The sequence below is a fragment of the Chryseobacterium sp. S90 genome, assembly GCF_047444895.1.
Classification (GTDB): domain Bacteria; phylum Bacteroidota; class Bacteroidia; order Flavobacteriales; family Weeksellaceae; genus Chryseobacterium.
The window spans coordinates 161,225-177,900 of sequence record NZ_JBLGCX010000009.1; the positions used below are offsets into that span (position 1 = coordinate 161,225).

The 16,676-nt window shown below is 35.9% G+C and carries 15 protein-coding genes; 11 read left to right on the forward strand and 4 right to left on the reverse strand.

From position 1 onward, the window contains the following. Positions 1 to 2: 2 nt before the first annotated feature. The 3 genes from ACLMCG_RS20585 to ACLMCG_RS20595 all read left to right on the forward strand — a co-directional run bounded on the left by ACLMCG_RS20585 (position 3) and on the right by ACLMCG_RS20595 (position 3,753). The gene (locus tag ACLMCG_RS20585) at positions 3 to 1,514 is read left to right on the forward strand and encodes a WG repeat-containing protein (protein WP_413961001.1); all 1,512 of its coding nucleotides are present in this window, start codon (positions 3 to 5) and stop codon (positions 1,512 to 1,514) included. 172 nt (positions 1,515 to 1,686) lie between these two features. Beyond that, positions 1,687 to 2,430: a 3-oxoacyl-[acyl-carrier-protein] reductase gene (gene fabG / locus ACLMCG_RS20590; protein WP_047377912.1), complete on the forward strand. Its 744-nt coding sequence runs from the start codon at positions 1,687 to 1,689 to the stop codon at positions 2,428 to 2,430. A 3-nt stretch (positions 2,431 to 2,433) separates the two neighbouring features. Further along, a complete protein-coding gene (locus tag ACLMCG_RS20595; protein WP_413961002.1) occupies positions 2,434 to 3,753 on the forward strand; it encodes a DUF6056 family protein in 1,320 nt (439 codons plus the stop codon). Between the two features lie 46 nt (positions 3,754 to 3,799). Here ACLMCG_RS20595 and ACLMCG_RS20600 read toward each other — a convergent pair whose 3' ends face one another. Continuing rightward, positions 3,800 to 4,840: a GMP reductase gene (locus ACLMCG_RS20600; RefSeq protein ID WP_413961003.1), complete on the reverse strand. Its 1,041-nt coding sequence runs from the start codon at positions 4,838 to 4,840 to the stop codon at positions 3,800 to 3,802. Between the two features lie 61 nt (positions 4,841 to 4,901). Here ACLMCG_RS20600 and ACLMCG_RS20605 point away from each other — a divergent pair, with 61 nt between their 5' ends. Genes ACLMCG_RS20605 through ACLMCG_RS20615 form a run of 3 tightly spaced genes read left to right on the forward strand, consistent with a single transcriptional unit; the run spans position 4,902 to position 7,301 of the window. Continuing rightward, on the forward strand, positions 4,902 to 5,657 hold the full coding sequence (locus tag ACLMCG_RS20605; protein ID WP_413961004.1) for a prolipoprotein diacylglyceryl transferase: 756 nt from the start codon (positions 4,902 to 4,904) through the stop codon (positions 5,655 to 5,657). Then, complete coding sequence (locus ACLMCG_RS20610; RefSeq protein ID WP_223598187.1) at positions 5,654 to 5,887, forward strand: hypothetical protein; 234 nt, start codon at positions 5,654 to 5,656, stop codon at positions 5,885 to 5,887. The genes ACLMCG_RS20605 and ACLMCG_RS20610 overlap by 4 nt, the downstream gene beginning before the upstream one ends. A 10-nt stretch (positions 5,888 to 5,897) precedes the next feature. Next, entirely contained in the window at positions 5,898 to 7,301 is a 1,404-nt protein-coding gene (locus ACLMCG_RS20615; protein WP_413961005.1) for a radical SAM protein, read from the forward strand. A 53-nt stretch (positions 7,302 to 7,354) separates the two neighbouring features. Here ACLMCG_RS20615 and surE read toward each other — a convergent pair whose 3' ends face one another. Beyond that, positions 7,355 to 8,143, reverse strand: coding sequence for a 5'/3'-nucleotidase SurE (surE, locus tag ACLMCG_RS20620; protein WP_142717462.1), 789 nt, complete (start codon positions 8,141 to 8,143; stop codon positions 7,355 to 7,357). Between the two features lie 390 nt (positions 8,144 to 8,533). Continuing rightward, positions 8,534 to 8,704: a lmo0937 family membrane protein gene (locus ACLMCG_RS20625; RefSeq protein WP_047426491.1), complete on the reverse strand. Its 171-nt coding sequence runs from the start codon at positions 8,702 to 8,704 to the stop codon at positions 8,534 to 8,536. A 344-nt stretch (positions 8,705 to 9,048) separates the two neighbouring features. Here ACLMCG_RS20625 and ACLMCG_RS20630 point away from each other — a divergent pair, with 344 nt between their 5' ends. Next, on the forward strand, positions 9,049 to 11,178 hold the full coding sequence (locus ACLMCG_RS20630; protein WP_223598189.1) for a carboxy terminal-processing peptidase: 2,130 nt from the start codon (positions 9,049 to 9,051) through the stop codon (positions 11,176 to 11,178). A 53-nt stretch (positions 11,179 to 11,231) separates the two neighbouring features. Here ACLMCG_RS20630 and ACLMCG_RS20635 read toward each other — a convergent pair whose 3' ends face one another. Then, positions 11,232 to 11,735 (reverse strand): superoxide dismutase family protein, encoded by a 504-nt coding sequence (locus ACLMCG_RS20635; protein ID WP_309434363.1) that lies wholly within the window; start codon positions 11,733 to 11,735, stop codon positions 11,232 to 11,234. 231 nt (positions 11,736 to 11,966) lie between these two features. On the opposite strand from ACLMCG_RS20635, the gene ACLMCG_RS20640 reads away from it, so the two are divergent. The 4 genes from ACLMCG_RS20640 (at position 11,967) to ACLMCG_RS20655 (ending at position 16,657) form a co-directional block, all read left to right on the forward strand. Then, positions 11,967 to 12,614, forward strand: coding sequence for a 4'-phosphopantetheinyl transferase family protein (locus ACLMCG_RS20640; RefSeq protein ID WP_413961006.1), 648 nt, complete (start codon positions 11,967 to 11,969; stop codon positions 12,612 to 12,614). An 89-nt stretch (positions 12,615 to 12,703) separates the two neighbouring features. Then, positions 12,704 to 13,606 (forward strand): AraC family transcriptional regulator, encoded by a 903-nt coding sequence (locus tag ACLMCG_RS20645; RefSeq protein ID WP_413961007.1) that lies wholly within the window; start codon positions 12,704 to 12,706, stop codon positions 13,604 to 13,606. Positions 13,607 to 13,699: 93 nt separating this feature from the next. Beyond that, positions 13,700 to 15,946 carry a TonB-dependent receptor gene (locus ACLMCG_RS20650; RefSeq protein ID WP_413961008.1) on the forward strand — a complete coding sequence of 749 codons (2,247 nt, stop codon included), beginning with the start codon at positions 13,700 to 13,702 and terminating at the stop codon, positions 15,944 to 15,946. 51 nt (positions 15,947 to 15,997) lie between these two features. Next, positions 15,998 to 16,657, forward strand: a complete 660-nt coding sequence (locus ACLMCG_RS20655) for a hypothetical protein (RefSeq protein ID WP_223598194.1) — start codon at positions 15,998 to 16,000, stop codon at positions 16,655 to 16,657. The last annotated feature ends 19 nt before the right edge of the window (positions 16,658 to 16,676 follow it).

Here is a 16,676-nt window from a genome sequence, read left to right on the forward strand (position 1 = left end):
TCTTGAAAAAATTAGTTTTTGTATTGTGTTCTGTAGTCTGTACAGCACAGACTAACCAGTATATGAAAGTAATCCTGTCGAAAAAGGCTGGGAAGGAGGTGAATTCCTATTCGGACGGATATGGAACGGCTTACGATTCCGGATCTAAAAAGCAGGCAATAGTAGACTCTTTAGGGACCATTACCTTTGAATCTCCCTACAGAGGCGGAATTTTACACATTTTTAAAAACAGATTTATTCTTTATTCTGAAGATGGGAGTAATAGAAAATCAGCCATTATTGACGAAAAAGGCAAGGAATTCATTGCTTTGGATGATCAGGAATTCAATACGCCCTGGTGGAGCAAAGACCGCATTATTTCTTCAAAACAAGACAAAGAAGCCGTATACGATTATAACGGAAAGGAAATTATTCCTTATGCTGAAAAGATCCGTTTTTCGGGGAAGAACAGGTTCTTTGTTTTAAAAGAAAAAAAATGGTTTCTGTATGATCTTAACGGAAAACAGCTCAGCAGCCGGGAATTTAAAGAAGATTACAACTTTGAAGAGGGTAAAGCATTGATCATTAATGATGACAATGAAAGCGAAATCATTGGAAATAATGGTCAGACCCTGCATAAATTTTCAAAGCAGGTAGTAGATATCAATGCCTACCCTTATCTGATTACCAGAAATAAAAGTACAGGAAAATACGGTTTGATTGACACCGAAGAAAATATACTTGCTGAGGAAATCTTTAATGATATCACTCCGGAATACTTTGGCAGAAAAGAATACATCTACCTTATAAAAAACGGAAAAGCAACAGTCTTCAATAAAAAAGATAAGAAACTGTATTCCCAGACTTTTAAATACGTAAACCCTTTATTGAATAATTTTTTCAGTGTCTATAATGATAAAGTAAAGAAATCCGGAATTGTTGATCTGGAGGGGAATATCATTCTTCCTCAGGAATATGATTTTATTAAAGCTTTTACCATTTCCGGGAAAGACTTCATCTACCTTAAAAAAGGAAATGAAGAACAATTTCTGGATAAGGATCTGAAGAATATTGTTGGGGAAGGCGTACAGATTTTAGGCTTTTATCCCGACAATCTTATTATTGGAAAACAGGATCGTTACTACAGGTTTTCTGTAAAAGATGGCTCAACGGCAGAGTTGAAGAATATCAGTCAGATCAGAAATGAAGATGTAGAATATTTTAATCCGCTTAATCAGTATTCAAAACCTTTGGTGTGTAAAAATATAGGCAATCTCTATGGCATTCTGGATGGAAAAGGAACAGAAATTGTTCCCTTTATTTACGAAGATATTATTACATTCGGAAATGCCGAGAACGAAATTGTAGTAAAAAAAGAAGGAAAATTCGGAGTTTCAAACTTTCAGAATGAACCTTTGAAGGAGATTATTTACGACAAATATTTCTGGCAGAAAGAAGTACTGAAGCTGGATAGAAGCAAAAAAACAGACTTTATTTATTTCACGAGATTTAAAAATAATTCTGTTCAGCTGTAATAAAAATCCAAATAATTATCAAAATAATCCAGTATTTTAACAAATTCAATGGGTTGAATAACAATTTATAATATCTTTGCAAACCGTTTAATTCCGGATAGGAATTGTAGAAATTATAAGAGTCAGCTGTCACAAGCTGAATGAGTTAAAAGAAAAATAATTGTCAATAGATATGAAAATATTAGAAGGAAAAGTAGCACTAATTACCGGAGCTACAAGAGGAATCGGTAAGGGTATCGCTGAAATGTTTGCTCAGCAAGGGGCAAAAGTAGCATTTACCTACGCTGGCTCTGTAGACAAAGCAAAAGAATTAGAAGCAGCTTTAAGTTCTGTAACCCAAATTAAGGGATATCAGTCTGACGCATCAGATTATGATGCAGCTCAGAAGTTGGTGGAAGATGTGATGGCAGAGTTCGGACAGATTGATATTTTAATAAACAATGCAGGAATTACAAAAGATAACCTGTTATTGAGAATGTCCAAAGAAGATTGGGATAAAGTAATCAAAGTAAACTTAGATTCAGTTTTTAACCTTACGAAAGCGGTAATTAAGCCGATGATGAAGGCCAGATCCGGATCTATCATCAATATGACTTCTGTAGTAGGAGTGAAAGGAAATGCCGGACAAGCCAACTATGCAGCTTCTAAAGCAGGTGTAATAGGGTTTACAAAATCTGTGGCATTGGAATTAGGATCAAGGAATATCAGATGTAATGCTATTGCTCCAGGATTCATTGAAACGGAAATGACTGCTGTTCTGGATGAGAAAACAGTTCAGGGATGGAGAGAAGAAATTCCAATGAAAAGAGGAGGGCAGCCTGCAGATATCGCGAATGCGTGTGTATTCTTAGGCAGCGAAATGTCAGCATACATTACCGGGCAAACGTTAAACGTTGACGGTGGAATGTTAACTTAGAAAATGAAAAAAGTACAGAATATAGTATTATTCTTGTCGATATTACTAATCATCGGTCTGGCATACATTAGTTTTTTTAATGTATATCAGACCGATGATTATTTTTGTTCTTATGCTACCAGAAAACTTGGACTGGTCCAATGTTTTATAGATACCTATACACAATGGGGAGGAAGATATTTCGGATATTCCCTTAACATGTTTAACCCTGTCTTTTATGACAGTAAAACTATTCTTCCGAAAATATATCCGGTATTCTTGATGCTGTCCTTTATTGGAGTTTCAGCATTAAACTTTAAAGAATATTTCAGCTATTCTCTGAAAGAATCCCTCAAAAAAGGATTTCTTCTGTTTTTCTTTTACACAGTACTTCTGGTAAGCTTACCAGAGCATTACTTCTGGGTGACGGGTTCCAATATCTATTTCGTTCCTGTCATTTTATCCGGGATTTTACTCTATTTTTTCAAAAAATATGAGGATACAGAACGGAAAATTTGGTTTTACCTTTCAGCTTTGTTGATCATCATGCTGATGGGTTCTAATGAAATTCTGGCATTGATTCTCGAAGGACTTCTGTTAGTCACTTATTATCAGAAACGTAATAAAGAAAACTTGTTTTTGTTATTGATAGGAACTGTTTTTTTACTTGTTTGTTTTCTTGCACCAGGAAACTTCAACAGAATGGGAGAGGTGGAAAAAGGAATGGTAAAATGGCTGAAAAGGATTGCTCTTTTTGGTGCTGATACAACTTATGTAGGATTAAAAGTTATTGCAGTACTTCCATTATTTATTAAAGTTTTTGAAGAAGAGCTTAAAAGAATCACTGTGCAGATAACATTTAAAAAAGCGGTTTTATTTTGGTCTGTTTCACTGATTCCTTTATTATTTACAAGCTATATTCTCACCTCTATTGCAAGACAGTTTGAAAGTATACTCTTTTATTTCCTGCTTACTTTTTCACTGTTGTTATACTTTAAATTTGAAAAAATAAAAAAGTTCTGGTGGGTTTCTCTTTTGATTGTTTTTCTTCCTGAACTTAAAATTTTCCCGGAAAAGTATTCTTATTTTAATATTGATTTTAATGGGGGAAATATAGTTATGGAACTTCTTACTACAGATCTTAAGGAATATGAAAGAGAGATGGATGAAAGGATAAACATCATTAGAAATTCTTCTCAAGACTCTGTTGTAGTGGATAAGATAAAAGAAGTTCCCAGAATTTTACATACCGATGAAATGGCTTCTGTAAAAGAACAGGAAACCTATGTAAATGACCAGCTTCAAAAATATTTTAATAAAAAATATATTAGAACGAAAGAATAAAAAAGGCTTTAGAATTATTATCTAAAGCCTTTTATGTTATTATTTTTTAATCTTTAAAAACCTGATTTTCCTGTTCCTGAACCCGGATAAAAGTGGTTCTCTTGGAAAGTTCTTTAAGCTTTGAAGCTCCTACATAAGTACAGGTAGACCTTACGCCCCCCAAAATATCTTTTACAGTGTCTGCCACAGGACCTTTATACGCTGCTTTCACTGTTTTTCCTTCAGAAGCCCGGTATTCTGCTACACCTCCGGAATGCTTATCCATTGCCGTTTTGGAACTCATTCCATAGAAAAGGCGGTATTTTTTACCATTTTCTTCAATCATTTCGCCGCCGCTTTCATCATGACCGGCAAACATCCCGCCCAGCATTACGAAATCAGCGCCTCCTCCAAAGGCTTTTGCAACATCACCGGGAACTTTACATCCACCATCAGCGATGATATGTCCACCTAGGCCGTGAGCAGCATCAGCACATTCAATAATAGCAGAAAGCTGAGGATATCCAACCCCTGTTTTTACCCTGGTAGTACAAACAGATCCGGGACCAATACCTACCTTTATGATATCGGCACCTACAAGAAGAAGCTCTTCCACCATTTCTCCTGTAACAACATTTCCGGCGATAATAATTTTATCCGGAAAATTAGCCCTTGCTTTCTTCACAAATCCAACGAAATGCTCAGAATAACCATTGGCTACATCAATGCAGAGAAACTCAATTTTTGGGTGCTTTTCAAGAATCAGTCTTATTTTTTCCTCATCAGCTTTTCCGGTTCCTGTGCTTAAAGCAATATATTGATGAATGCTTTCCGGTTGGTTCTGAAGAAACTGATCCCATTGTTCAGGAGTATAATGTTTGTGAATCGCTGTAATAATCTTTTCTTTTGCCAGTTCTACAGCCATTTCAAAAGTTCCTACAGTATCCATATTGGCGGCAATTACGGGAACACCTGTCCATTTTTTCTTAGTATGTTTAAAAGTAAATTCTCTTTGTAAATCAACCTCTGAACGAGATTTTAAAGTAGAACGCTTAGGGCGGAACATTACATCCTTGAACCCCAGTTTTATGTCATATTCTATACGCATTTTGTAATTATTTGTCAGAATAAAGGTAGTGAATAATATGAAATAGTGTATTTTTGAAATAATGGATTTTCCTGTAACATTTCATATTTTCGGCAAAACAATCCTTGCGCATCCACTTTTTGAGGCTGTCGGAATGTTCTTGGGTATGAGATATTATTTTTATCTGAAACGAAAGTCTAATGAAAAACTTTCTTTCAATACTTCTGCGGCGGTTTTAATAGGTGCTACTGCCGGAGCTTTGATAGGCTCTAAACTGATCGGTAATCTTGAAAATCCTTATGCATTATTTGACAATTTTTCTATCAGAAAGTTCTGGTCAAGCAATACCATTATAGGAGGGCTGGCTTTTGGCTTATTGGGAGTAGAGCTGGCAAAAAAGATAGTACACCATAAAGAAAGTACGGGAGATCTTATTGTTTTTCCTCTCATACTGGCCATGATTATAGGCAGAATAGGGTGTTTTCTTACCGGTATTGGCGAAGAAACATATGGCATTCCTACTGATTCTGTTTTTGGAATGCATCTGGGGGACCAATATCTCAGGCATCCTGTTGCTTTGTATGAAATAGCCTTTTTAATTTTTCTTTGGATAGGATTAAAGTATATTCAAAATCATAAGAAATACCCTTCCGGTTTTATTTTTCAGCTGTTTATGCTCAGCTATTTTACATTCAGATTCTTTTTAGATTTTATAAAACCAAGGGTAGAAATCACTGAAAATTTGGGTACGATTCAAATGGTCTGTATCTGCGTAATTATTTACTACATTTATAAAATTAAAAATACCAGGTCTTTATATTCAAAATATTCAAGATGAAAACGTTAACTATTTTAGAAGTCGGCAATCTGGCAGGGTTAGTCGTAATTATCGTTGGTGCAATTATTTTGGTTGCACTGGTTTTATCCCTTATTGTCACTGTTATAACAAAACTTATTTACGAAAGAAAGGGAGACCGGAAATTCACCAGGAAACAATTTATTCAGACAATGCTTATATCCCTTCTGATCTGTGGATTGATCAGCGGTTATATTTGCGGAGGACTTTAAAAATTTTGCTATGCCAGTAAGAAATTATACCTATTACGACTATACAATCAGTCTTTGCCCGGAATGCCTTAAAAGGGTAGGAGCCAAAATCATTATTGAGGATGAAACTGTTTTTATGACCAAAAGATGCCCGGATCATGGTTTTTTCAAAACAAAAATAGCCTCTGATGTACATTATTATAAAAATATAAGAAATTATAATAAAGCCTCTGAAATGCCCCTTCATTTTGGAACCGATGTAGAATATGGCTGCCCTTATGATTGTGGACTATGCGTAGATCATGAACAGCATAGCTGTCTTTCTATTGTAGAAGTTACAGATCGTTGTAACCTGACCTGTCCAACCTGTTATGCAATGTCCTCACCTCATTATGGAAGTCACAGAAGCCTTGAAGAAATTGAGGCCATGTTTGATGTTATCGTAAAAAATGAAGGTGAACCGGACGTGGTGCAGATCAGTGGAGGGGAACCTACAATTCATCCGGAGTTTTTCAAAATTATGGATATTGCCAAATCAAAACCGATCAAACATCTGATGCTGAATACTAACGGAATCAGAATAGCGAATGATCCGGGGTTTGCTGAAAAATTGGCGACGTATGCTCCTGAATTTGAAATTTACCTTCAGTTTGATTCATTTAAGCCTGAAGTCCTGGAAGATTTCAGAGGGAAGGATCTTACTGCAGTCAGAATGAAGGCACTGGAAAAACTTAATGAGCTTAATCTTTCAACTACATTGGTTATTGTTCTTCAAAAGGATAAAAATATTGATGAAATAGGAAAAATTATAGAATTTGCCCTGAAACAGAAATGTGTAAGAGGAATTACCTTCCAGCCTGTTGAAATTGCCGGAAGAAACCGGGAAGACTCTGCTCATGAAAAAATTACCTTAACTGAAGTAAGACAGGAAATTATCAATCAGTTTCCTTTATTAAATTCTGATGATATTATTCCTGTTCCGTGCAATCCGGATGCTCTGGCTATGGGATATATCTTAAAACTTCAGGACGAAATAATTCCTTTAACCCGATATATCAATCCTGCAGATCTTCTGAATAATGAATCAAGGAATACCATTGTTTACGAACAGGATAAGGGACTGCACATGCAGCTGCTGGATATTTTCAGTACCGGAATTTCCGTAGATAAAGTTCAGCCTAAGGTCAATCAGTTACTGTGTTGTCTGCCGGAAGTATGTGCTCCGGATCTTGACTATGATAACCTTTTCAGAATCATTATTATGAACTTTATGGATGCTCATGATTTTGATGTAAGGGCAGTGAAGAAGTCGTGCGTACATATTGTCAATAAAGACCTGAAGTTAATTCCTTTTGAAACGATGAATCTTTTTTACAGAGATGATAAAAAGGCATATCTGGAAGAGCTCAGAAAAGAAGATAAAGTATTATTTTAACACTATAAAAGCAAAGCGTGAAATCTGATTTCACGCTTTTATTATCTCTTTGGTTATTTTACTTCTTTTACATCTTCAAAAGTCATTACTTCCTCCAGTGTTTTCATGTATTCATATGCCGTAAGGTCAAACTTTACCGGAACAATAGAAATATATCCGTTTGCCAATGCAGTTTCATCAGCATCTTCAGAATCATCCATATTGTTAAAATAACCGGTCAGCCAGTAATATTTTTTACCGTGAGGGTTTATTCTTTCGTCAAAGCTTTCTTCCCATTTTGCGTGGGCCTGTTTACATACTTTTACGCCTTTTATTTCTTCAGCAGGAAGTTTAGGAATATTTACATTCAATACAATTCCTCTAGGCATTGGGTTTTCCAGAGTTCTTCTTACGATATTCTGAATAAATTCCTTAGCCTGGGTAAAATCAGCTTCCCAGCTGAAATCCAGTAATGAGAATCCAATCGCAGGAATTCCTTCTACACCCGCTTCTACTGCAGCTGACATCGTTCCTGAATAGATCACATTAATAGAAGAGTTTGCTCCGTGATTGATTCCTGAAACCACAATATCAGGTCTTCTTTTCAGAATTTTATCAAGAGCCATCTTTACACAGTCTACAGGAGTTCCGCTGCATGAAAAATCTGTCTGCGGGCCATCCAGGGTAACTTCTTCGTAGCTTAGGGTAGAATTAATGGTAATAGCGTGGCCTTTTCCACTTTGAGGAGAGTTAGGTGCCACAACAACTACTTCTCCGATTTCATTCATAAAACTGATAAGATTTCTGATACCAGGAGCTGTAATTCCATCATCATTAGTAACCAGAATAAGCGGTCTTTCCATAAATTATCTTTAATATTTTTATTCAAATAGAGTGAATTTGTTCATTTCAGAATAGAACAAATAGATTTTCAACCCATCAAATGTAGGCAAAAATAAGACGTGATAAAACAGCAGATTTATTATTGATTGTTGTGAAATCGAAATTGAGATTTTCTTATTTTCACCCTGAAATGAGGCAAGATGCAGGGAAAAGAAAGAGGGAAAGGAGTAAAAATTAAACTTAAAATAAAGCAAAATTAATATTTGATATAATCCCGGTTTTTTTGAGAATAAGAGTAACCACAGTACTTACAGATGCTTTTCAAGACAAAATATATTACAACTTCGCTAAAAAGCATCTGTTAAGCCTGATGGTTGTTTTAATTTTAAGTGGTTTTACAAAATAATAAACTAGTCGAGAGGTTTTCTGCCGGAAATGATATTATAAAGAATAACTATAATGGCAATGACCAGTAAAACGTGGATTAAATAACCCGTGCTCATTCCAGGAACTATTCCTAACATTCCTAAAAGCCAAACAACGATGCAGATGACTGCTACTAACCATAATAAACTTTTCATGACTTAATATTTTGAATTTGTATGTTTAATTCTCTGCATATTTTATGCCTTTATGGGCAAAAATTGTTTTTTGTGGTATGTGTTTTTAGTTTTTGATGAAAAATAAATACTGAGTCTATATCTTGAAAACAGAACGATAATTATTTCATTCAGGAGGTAAACTGCCTGATAATCGGAAATGGCTAACACTGTTATTATTATTTGTAAGTCTATTTAATAAAAATGGTTAAAACTATCTGATAATTGCAAATAAGGTATTAAATTTGATCATTTGTAACAGTACCAAACTTACTGCTACTAATTATTATACTTATTTTAAAAAAATTAATAAATAAAGACAGTTTATGTGGAAAAATTTCAAACTGAATAAATTTTTACTTCTTATTCCATTAACCAGTCTAATGTTTTGTTTCAACTCGCCAAAGAATGACGATGAAAAGATGCAGACGATTATGGTGAGCGTAAAAAACACACTTTCTTATCTGCATTATAGCCCCAAGACTATCAATGATGCCTATTCGAAGGACGTTTATAAGCATTATTTCGAATTGGTAGATCCCGCTAAAAGATATTTCCTGCAATCTGATATGGATGAATTCAACAAGCATGAGACAAAGCTTGATGATTATATCGGTCAGGGTGATCTTACATTCTATAAGCTTACGATTGACAGACTATACCAGAGAGTGGATGAGATCGATAAAATAACACAGGATATTTTCAGCAAGCCAATTAATCTTCAGGAAGATGAAACGCTTACTCTTGAGCCGAAGCTTAAAAAGGTACCAGCCAACAAGCAGGAACAGTATAATGAGTGGAAAAAATTCATCAAGTACAATATTCTTCAGGAAGTAGAGTCGATGAACAGCAAAGAAGAAGCTCAGAAAGAAAAAAAGGACTCTGTTCAGAAGTACAAGCTGAAAGATACCATCAAGTTTAAGCCTCTTACTCAGGACGAAAAAATCAAAAAAGCGACTGATGAAGTAAAAGACCTTGTAAAAGATACCTTTACGCGATTCAAAAAAAGAAAGAAAATGGATTGGTTTACCGTGTATATGAATGCATATACAGAAGTATTCGATCCGCATACGAACTATTATTCTCCAAAAGATAAAGAAGATTTTGATACTCAGTTTACTGGAAAAGTAATCGGTATCGGGGCTTTGATCCAGGAGAAAAAAGGAAACCTTTACTTAGGAGCTCTTACCATTGGTGCACCGGCATGGAAGTCGAAACAGCTTTCTGAGGGTGATAAAATCCTGAAAGTAAGATCTAAACCGAAAGAAGATGCCGTAAATGTAGTAGGAATGCTTTCTGATGAAGCAGTACGTTTGATCAGAGGTGAAAAAGGAACTCCGGTAACACTGACGGTTCAGAAAAAAGACGGTACCATCAAAGATGTAACAATGATCCGTGAGGAAGTAGCTATTGAAGATACTTTCGCAAGAAGTATTGTAGTGAATACTCCAAATGGTAAGAAATATGGTTTCATCAACCTTCCAAGCTTTAATGCTGATTTTGAAAATGCAAAAGGAAGAAATGCTTCTGATGACATCAAAAATGAGATCATTAAACTGAAAGAACAGAATATCCAGGGAATCATTCTTGACCTTAGAAATAACGGAGGTGGTTCTTTAACAGAAGTAGGGGATATTATGGGACTTTTCATGGAAGCCGGACCTTATGTTCAGGTGAAAGACGGAAACGGGAAAATACAGACTCTTAAGAATAAAAATGAAACTCCGATCTGGACTGGTCCTTTGGTAATCATGCAAAACGAGCTTTCAGCTTCTGCTTCAGAAATCCTTGCAGGAGTAATGCAGGATAACGGAAGAGCAATGATTATCGGGTCTCCACAGTCTTTCGGAAAAGGAACCGTTCAGACTTTTGTTGACCTGAACAGATTCCTGAATACAGAAGATGATTTCGGATCTTTAAAACTGACTATCCAGAAGTTCTACAGAATTACCGGAGAATCTACACAGAGAAAAGGGATCGTTTCTGATATCCAGATGAAAGATTTCTTTACCTATGCTGAAGTAGGAGAACGATATGATGACTATGCATTGGCATGGGACAAAATTCCACCTACGAAATTCCAGAAACTGAACTATTTCAATATTCAGGCACTGGAAAAAGCGAGCGCAGACAGAATGGCTAAAAACAGCAATTATCAGTTGTTATTAGAGTCTGCTCAGTGGAGAGAAAAACTTGACAAAGAAGAAAATATCACGTTGAATATCACTAAGTTTAATGAGCTGATGAAAAACAGAAAATCTCAGATTGAAAAGTTCAAAGCTTTGACAAAATTTGAGAATGGCCTTCAGTTCATCATGTATCCAAGTGAAGTTGAAAGAGAGAAAAAAGATGAAGCTTTCAAGAAAAAATCTGAAATGTGGATCAAGAATCTGAAAAAAGATCTTTACCTGCAGGAAGCAATGAATATTGTATCAGAGATGGGAGCTAAATCCTAAACATAAAAAAACCGCTAATGAAAATTAGCGGTTTTTTTATTGAATAAAGTAGATTATTTAATTTCTACACATCCCACTCTTCCTCCGGCATTTCCGGTAGGCTGAGTATGGAAATCATCTGCTGCTGCGTGTACGATAAGACCTTTTCCGATAATGTTTTTAGACTCATCCGTACAACCCAGGCACCATTTGTCTGTTTTGAAAGTCAATGTTGCAGTTCCGCTCTGATCAGCAACCAGGTTTCCTATATCTCCCATGTGGAAATGTTCAGCACCCCATTTACCATGATCATTCTTTGAAGGATTCCAGTGGCCTCCGGTAGAAGTTCCGTCTGCTGCAGAGCAGTCTCCTTTTTCATGAATGTGTACTGCATGGATTCCAGGAGTAAGATTGGTGATATCCAGCTTCATCGTTACCTCATTTCCGTTCTGGGTAAATTTCGCTGTCCCTCCTGTCTGTGTTCCGCTTTTGGCATTTACAGAATACATTTTTGTTGTTCCGCATGAAGTTGCTAAAAATGCAAATCCTGCCAATAATGCTAGTGTTTGTACTTTCATTTTTTAAATGATTTATAGTGATTTTACCCTAAAATTATAAAAGATTTTCCAAAGCGCTTTATGATTCCAGTCTTTTTTTCAAAAGATACCGCGCAGGATAGCCAAAATTCAATACGTTTCAGCCTCAGATTCTGCAACTTTGACCAGAAGATGAATTGCTTTAAAAAGGGACGAAAAAAAGCTTATTTTTAACGTGAAAGTAATGATCCCATATCAAAGAAGAAATAGAAAATGATTATTCTATATACATTCATCAGCGAAGAAAGGCACCAGTTCCTCCTTGACCGGTATCTGCCTGTTTTTTCTGATGATATTAAAAAAGATATTCTGAAATACAGAAGATGGCAGGATGCACAGCTTTCTTTAATGGGAAAAGTACTTCTACGGCACGGATTAAGAACTTATTACAACATTCCGGATGTGGAGATTGGCATTCTTCCCAATAAAAAACCTTATTTGAAAGGATATGACCTCCATTTCAACATATCACATTCCAAAGATCTTGTTGCCTGTGCCATTGCAGAATATCCTTTGGGAATAGATATAGAATACAACGACCCGAAGATCAGCTACCACGATTTTACATTTCAGATGACTTCTAATGAGATTCAGGAAATTCAGGATGCTGAGGATAAAATGAATGGATTCTTCACCTATTGGACAAGAAAAGAAGCTGTAATAAAAGCGCATGGAGCCGGGATGATGCTTCCGTTGGATGCTTTTGAAGTCATAAATGATGAGTGTATCATTGAAGATGAAAAGTTCTTTATAAAAGAGATTTTTATTCACGAAGATTATTATAGTTATATAGCTTCTTCAGATCCCAAGATTAGAAATATAATTCCTCTTTTTAAACATTTTGAAGAAGATATCCTATAGTAAAAACGAGTGGATTATCTTGATTATAGCAATAATAGACAACAGATTTTCATTCTGGAAAAATATCTTTGTAAACTAACAACTTTGAATTGGAAGAATATAAAAAACGGATTGTAAAAACAATTCAATATATTGATAATCATATTGATTCTAATTTGTCTCTGGAGAAAGTTTCAGAGGTAAGTGCCTATTCGCCCTTTCATTTTCACAGAATATTTAAGCTCGTTACCGGAGAAACCCTTCAGAACTATATCATCAGAAAGAAAATAGAAAAAAGTGCTCTGCATCTGGCATTACATAAAAATATGGAAATCAAGAACATTTATTGGGATCTTGGGTTTTCTAATCATTCTGTTTTCTGTAAAACTTTTAAAAAGCATTACGGTTTGGCTCCCACAGAATTCCGGAAATCAGCGCCGGAAAAATTTCACAAGATTTTACAAACACATCGCAAGAACGGACAAATTGATACGGTTTTCAGCCAATACATTTGCAACATAGAAAACCTGTTAAATTGGACCAACATGAATTTAAAAATCGAAGTAAAAGAAATGCCGGAAATGAATCTGGCGTCAGTAATGAGCCTTGGAATTGCAAACGTAGAACCTTCTTTCAACGTATTAATAGACTGGGCGGTTAAGAAGAATCTTTTTCCAAGGGAGAATGTGAAAATGATCGCTGTTTATCATGACAGCTGTAAGATTACCCCTCTTGATAAAGTCAGAATCCATGCCAGCATGCTCCTGGATGAAAAACTGAAGCAGCAGGAGGGCGAAGTATTTGCTGAAACCTTAGAGGGAGGAAAATACATTGTGGGAAGTGGTGAAGTTACGTTGGATGACTTTGAGCAATGCTGGGTTTCTCTGTTTTTATGGATGAATGAAAACAATTATACAATCAGAAGAACCTTTCCTTACGAAATTTATCATTCCAACTTTAAAGATCATCCGGAAGGAAAGATGATTGTAGATTTTTGTATTCCGATTCACTAATTTCCCATTCGGTAGCAAAAGAATGCCTTTCGGTAACAATTTTTTTATCGAAAGGTATTTTTCATTCTATTTTTGACCCAGAAAACAATAAAAATGAAAACTCAAAGACAAAACATACTGCTTCTTATCTTCCTGATGGCTTCCATAATGGGGTATTCACAGGTGAAGATCTCAGGAAAAGTTTCCTTTAAAAACAAAGGAGTGAGTGAAGTAAACGTCACTCTGAAAGATACCTATGACGGAACAACCACAGATGCCCAGGGTAATTTTTCTTTTGAAACTTCAGAAAAAGGAGCACATACCATAACGTTTACCCATCCGAAATATGAGAATGTAGAAAGAACAGTTTCTATTGAAAATCAGGAAATTTCTTTGAATGTCGATCTTAAAGAACAGATCAGCGAGATTGATGCAGTAGTAGTTTCTGCGGGATCTATTGAAGCAAGCGATAAGAAAAGAGCAACAGCGCTGCTTTCCCCAATTGATATTTATACCACAGCAGGAGCCGACGGGCAGATTTCTTCGGCTTTAACCTATCTTCCGGGTGTACAGAAAGTAGGTGGGACTGAAGGCCTTTTTATCAGAGGGGGAACAGGTACGGAATCTAAAATTTTTATGGACGGAAGTCTTATCAATAATTATTTTTCTAATTCTGTTCCGGGAATTGCAGGAAGAGATCAGTTCAATACCTCTCTTTTCAAAGGGAATATATTTTCAAGCGGCGGATATTCTGCATTGTACGGACAGGCTCTCTCAGGAGCTTTGATGCTGGAAAGTGTTGATCTTCCGGATGAGAGTTCTTACAGTTTAGGAATTTCTCCTATTTTTCTGAGTGCAGGATTTCAGAAGCTGGGAGATAATAAAAACTATTCTTATGGAGCTACAGCAGGATATTCTCTTTTAACGTTGATGCAGAAAACCTTTAATTTTAATACAGATTTTGTTGAAGCACCACAGGGACTTAACGGAGATCTGAATTTCAGATTTAAAACAAAATCAGGGGGATTTTTCAAATACTACGGGATGTTCAACTCCAACAAAATGGGGGTAAAGTCAGAAAGCCTTGAGCCAGGATATGATTTCAGCCTGGTAAAGCTTAACGGAAAAAATACATTTCATAACCTCTCTTTTAAGCAGAAATTTGGAAAGTATCTTTTGAATGTTGGAGGGTCTTATTCTTACAACAGATCCGATCTTCATTTTTCCACAGAAACCAATGATATTGAATCAAACAGAAACCAGCTTTTGACAGACGGAAATTATTTGAACTTCAAAGCCGTTCTTGAAAGAAAGATTAACAGAATCAGTGCCCTGAGAGGAGGAATTGAATTGAATAATACCGATGAAAACCTGAATTTTGAAGCAGTACAGAAACATTATAAAGATCTGATATCTTCTGCTTTTGTTGAAACTGATCTGGGATTCAGCAATGCATTATCAGCGAAAATAGGTGTAAGAGCAGAACATTCTTCTTTTTTAGGAAAGAATAATATTGCCCCTCGTTTTGCAATTGCGTACCGCCTGGCAAAAGACTGGACCACTTCCTTAGCTTACGGTCTTTTTTATCAGAATCCGGAGAGTAAATATATCAATGGCCCGGCAGATCTTGGTTTCCAGAAGTCTCAGCATTATATTTTTCAGGTTCAGAGAGCTTCGGAAGGAAGAACGCTGCGTTTTGAAGCATTTTATAAAAAATATGACCAGCTGATTAAAACATTTAATATTAACCAGGATAAAGAGCAAAATCAACAGACTCAGGCCGCTTTAAACAACAATGGATACGGATACGCAAAAGGAGTTGAATTTTTCTGGAGAGACAATAAAAAAACATTTGAAAATATTGATTACTGGATCAGCTACTCCTATCTGGATTCCAAAAGAGATTTCCTTAATTATCCTGTCAGTCTGCAGCCAGGTTTTGCTGCTGAACATACCCTTTCTGCAGTGGCAAAAAGATTTATTCCGGAATGGAAGCTTGGGGTAAACTTATCATATACCTATGCGAAAGGACGTTCTTATTATGACATTGCCTCTACGTTTGAGAATGGAAAAGCAGTGAATTATACAAGAAATGAAGGAAGATTAAAAGATTATAACGCTTTGAATTTCAGTATCAATTATCTGCCCAATATTGGTAAAAAAGATGCGAAAGCTTTTCCTGTATTCGTATTGAGTGTCAGCAATATTTTAGGGTCAAAGAATGTATACGGCTATAACTTCTCTGCAGATGGATCCAGAAGTTCTGCTGTAGTGCCGCCAGTTAATACTTTTGTGTTCATTGGAGCATTTATAAGCTTCGGAGTTGATAAAACAGATGATGCGATCAATAATAATTTATAAAAAAACATATCTTAGAACAAGCAAATAAACTAACTTTTAAAATTTGATATCATGAAAAAATACCTTTTAAGCTTTGCTTTAGCTTTTATGAGTTTAACAGCTTTTGCACAGGCAGATTACGACAAAATAATGACTGAAAAAATAGGAAGAATAGAAGTCTGCAAAACATCGGAAGATTTCCAGACCCTGGCCAATGATTTCCAGAGAATAGGAAGTAAGGAAAGCACAAAATGGCTTCCGGCATATTATGCGGCATTTTCTTACATCCAGAAAGGAAGAACCTTGATGAGAGACGGAAAAATGCAGGAACTGGATGCTATTGCAGATCAGGCTGAGAAACAGCTTTCAATGGCACAGAATCTTGCCGGAGCTGATAATGCAGAAATTCACTTGTTGAGAAAAATGTCTTACTCCCTGAGAATGATGGTAAATCCGGCACAGCGATATATGACAGACGGTGCCAGAGCTGCCGAAGAACTTAATACTGCAGAAAAATTAGAGCCGGCAAATCCAAGAATTGCCCTTATCAAAGCAGAAGATGTTTATTTTACTCCAGAGCAGTACGGAGGAAGTAAAACCAAAGGATTGGAAATGTTTAAAGACGCACAGGCAAAATTTAAGACCTACAAACCTAAAACAGCTTTAGATCCTAACTGGGGAAGAGGTGAAGCCGATTATTTCCTAAGTCTTCCGGCAGAAAAAGCGAAATAGGGCTTTTCTCTACTTTACA